1 protein-coding gene is annotated in these 2770 nt (G+C 41.6%); it reads left to right on the top strand.

Annotated features, from left to right (window positions below):
* Nucleotides 1-26 precede the first annotated feature (26 nt).
* Nucleotides 27-2770: condensation domain-containing protein (locus DL897_RS17930; protein WP_145962247.1), on the top strand; the 2744-nt coding region annotated here is incomplete at its 3' end.

The following is a 2770-nucleotide window of genomic DNA, read 5'->3' as shown; positions in this document are numbered from 1 at the left end:
GTGGATATTCAGATGGAAGCTTTGATGTGGTCTTTACGAAGCAAGGAGCCCAGTTACCTGATATTGCTTGGCCAGGCATTCAGATCGAGCGAAATGAGCCACTAGCCAATCTCCCTGTTCGTTCCAAGCCAGTACTATCTGTAACAGAGCTTAGACGCTATCTACAAGATCGAGTCCCTGAAAGTATGATACCAGCCGCCTTTGTCATATTAGATGCATTACCACTCACACCAAATGGAAAAGTGAATCGAAAAATACTGATGGAATATCAGTTAGATACCACAGAAGTAACAACTTATTACGTACCACCACGTAATGATATAGAAAAGCATATAGCAGAGAATTTTGCTGACTTACTTGGTATGGATTTGATCAGTGTACAAGATAACTTTTTTGATCTAGGTGGACATTCGCTAATTGCTACCCGTTTAGTAGCTCGGATTCGAGATCATTGGGGCTATGAGCTCTCGCTACGTACATTCTTTGAAAATCCTACCGTAGAAGCTGTAGCACGATGGATTTCAACCTTCGAATCATCTGAAGAAGTCAAAACTCATGTAACTCAATGGGAACGAGTGGATCGAGATCAACCTTGTATCACTTCTTTTGCACAACAAAGATTGTGGGTATTAGAGCAGCTTGTAAAAGATAATCCTTTTTATAACATGCCAAGTGCGATTAGGATTCAAGGACCTTTAAATGAAGAAGCTCTTCGCTTAAGTTTATATGACCTTGTTGAACGACATGAAACATTACGGACCGTATTTATTGAACATGATGGACAACCAATGCAATTGATTACAAAACCAAAAGAGATCCACTTGGAGATCGAAGAAGTAGATGGCGCTTCCATCGAGGAGAAAGTACAAAATGCACGGAATATAGTTCATCAAGAAGCACTTATTCCGTTTAACTTAGAGCAAGGTCCCCTGCTACGTGTACGTTTGTTAAAGCTGAATCATACAGATCATGTGTTGGTTGTTGTTATGCATCACATTGTTTCAGACGGTTGGTCAATGAGTATATTCCATCGGGAATTAAGTGCATTGTATGAAGCACGGATCAATCATACACAAGCACAACTATCCCTTCTGCCAATTCAATACGCTGATTTTGCAGCTTGGCAAAGGAAGTGGTTGTCTAGTTCAGAGTTGGAACGACAGCTTAGATATTGGAAAGAACGTTTGGATGGTTTATCTCAATTGGAACTTCCGACTGACTTTGCTCGTCCTGCAATTTCTACATTCCGTGGTAACATGCATGTTTTTCAAATCGATTCTAAGCTTACGAAGCGTTTGGAGGCACTGAGCCAAACATATGGAAGCACCTTGTATATGACCTTACTAGCCATCTTCCAGTTGATGCTACATCGTTATACAGGACAAAGGGATATTGCTGTTGGGTCACCGATTGCCAATCGAACTCAAAGTGAAATAGAAGGACTGATTGGCTTCTTTGTCAATAGCTTAGTCATGAGGGCGAATTTATCTGAAGATATGACTTTCACTGATTTATTAGTTCAAGTCAAGGAATCAACATTAGAAGCCTATGCCCATCAAGACTTGCCATTTGAAAAGTTAGTAGAGGAGTTACAGCCAAAGCGTGATCTTAGCCGGAATCCGCTTTTTCAAGTGGTTTTTGCTTTGCAAAATGCACCTTATGAAGAGTTAGAGCTTGCAGGCTCATCCGTTGTTCCATTTGAAATGGATGTACAAACAACTCGTTTCGATTTGGAACTGCATATGTGGCAAAATGCAGGAGAACTCCAAGGTTATTTAGTCTACTCTCAAGATTTATTTAAGTCGGAAACGATGGAGCGCATGGCAGAACATTTTATCCAGTTAGTTGAAGGAATTTGTGAAAATGAGTCCGTGCCTATTTCTGAATTACCATTAACCAATGAGAGTGAATATCGACAACTGCTACAATATGCGAACCATAATCCCGTTGTTTATGATTCACCTGCCTGTATTCATCATCTCATTACAGAATGGGCGGAAAAACAACCTGATGCTTATGCCATTATAGGAGATAGCGGTGCTTTAACATACCAAGAACTAGAATCCCGTTCTCTTCTGTTGGCACAACACTTACAGGATTTAGGGATTGGTTTAGGAGATCGTGTGGCTGTTTGTATGGGACGATCTGTTGATTTGATTGTATCATTAGTAGCTATTTTGAAAGTAGGAGCGGTTTATGTCCCGTTGGATGCAGCATATCCTATGCAGAGATGCCATTATGTAGTCAAAGATAGTGCTGCTCGACTAGTAATGATAGATAGCTCGACAAGTCACTTATTTGAGGGGTTGGGAGTTTCGCTTCTATGTATCGATGAATCTCTATTTAACATAGAAACAAAACCCAGCTTATCGGTTGATGTGACTCCATCCGATTTTGCCTACATTATTTATACCTCAGGCTCGACTGGACGCCCCAATGGTGTGAGTGTAACGCATCAATCCATTCAGAGTTTGGTGGCTTGGCATCGTGAAACTTTTGGACTGGGAACAAGTGATCGCTGTACCCAAATAGCAGGAACGGCCTTTGATGCGATGGCTTGGGAAGTGTGGTCTACTCTTGGCTCAGGTGCAACTTTGGTTCTAGCCGATGATCAAGTACGTCTATCACCAAAAGCACTGATTCAGTGGTTTTCTGAAATGGGGATTACCGTTTCATTTGTACCTACTCCATTAGCGATGGAAATGCTGTCCGAAGACTGGTCAGAAGCAACCCCACTCCGTGTCATGCTGACAGGAGGAGATCGTCTCAC

This window comes from Thermoflavimicrobium daqui, assembly GCF_003313465.1.
Taxonomy (GTDB): Bacteria; Bacillota; Bacilli; order Thermoactinomycetales; family Thermoactinomycetaceae; genus Thermoflavimicrobium; species Thermoflavimicrobium daqui.
Note: the sequence above shows the minus strand (reverse complement) of the source record. Positions and strands in the feature narration are given on the sequence as shown.